Annotated in this window: 1 protein-coding gene; it reads right to left on the reverse strand. The window is 62.4% G+C overall.

The annotated features are described in order from the left end of the window. Window positions 1-135 precede the first annotated feature (135 nt). Complete coding sequence (gene istB, locus BFN67_RS21380; protein ID WP_080921490.1) at window positions 136-894, reverse strand: IS21-like element helper ATPase IstB; 759 nt, start codon at window positions 892-894, stop codon at window positions 136-138. Window positions 895-1,010 lie beyond the last annotated feature (116 nt).

Here is a 1,010-nt window from a genome sequence, read left to right on the forward strand (position 1 = left end):
TGTCAACGGCGGAGCAAAATCAGGCCATTGGGCGGCGCAAAAGTAGGCCACTTCGCGCCGCAAGTGGGGAACGTCGGGAGGGCGTAGCCCGACCAGAGTTTCCCGCTTGCGGCGTCGGCGATTTTTGTGAGGGTTTCAGCCAGCCTTTCGGGCGCGGCTTTGAGCGAGACGGTAGCTATCGCCGTTCATCTCGAGAATGTTGACGTGGTGGGTGATGCGGTCGAGCAGAGCGCCGGTCAGGCGTTCCGACCCCAGCGTTTCCGTCCATTCGTCAAAAGGAAGATTGCTGGTGATCAGGGTCGCACCGCGCTCGTAGCGTTGCGAGATCAGCTCGAACAGCAATTCTGCCCCGGTCTTGGAGAGCGGCACGAAGCCGAGCTCATCGATGATGAGGAGCTTGTAGCCAGCCGTCTGCTTCTGGAAGCGTAGCAGACGCCGTTCGTCGCGGGCCTCCATCATCTCGCTGACCAGGGCGGCAGCGGTAATGAAGCCGACGGGAAGGCCCTTCTGACACGCCGCCAGGCCGAGGCCGAGCGCGACATGGGTCTTGCCCGTGCCGCTGGGACCGAGCGCGATGACGTTCTCGCGGCGCTCGATCCATTCGCAGCGCGCCAGTTCCAGCACCTGCATCTTGTTGAGCTTCGGGATGGCGGCGAAGTCGAAGCTGTCGAGACTTTTGACGACCGGGAACTTCGCCGCCTTGATGCGGCGCTCGACCTTGCGGCGGTCCCGCTCGATCATCTCCCGCTCGGCAAGCCGGGTCAGATATCCGACATGATCGACGCCTTCGGTGGCGCATAGCCGGGCCAGCTTCTGATATTCGCGCTGGAAGGTCGGCAGCTTCAGGGTTTTGAGATAATGGGCAAGCAGGATCTCGGGGGCCTCGGTGCTCATGCCGCTTCCTCCCCTTCAATGCTACCGAGCAGATGCATGTAGGCCTTGACCGAGGTCTTCTCGACATTCGCCCTCGGCAGGTATGGGTAGATGGACAGGTCCAGTCTCGGTGGCCG

The organism is Manganibacter manganicus, from assembly GCF_002075885.1.
GTDB lineage: Bacteria > Pseudomonadota > Alphaproteobacteria > Rhizobiales > Rhizobiaceae > Mesorhizobium > Mesorhizobium manganicum.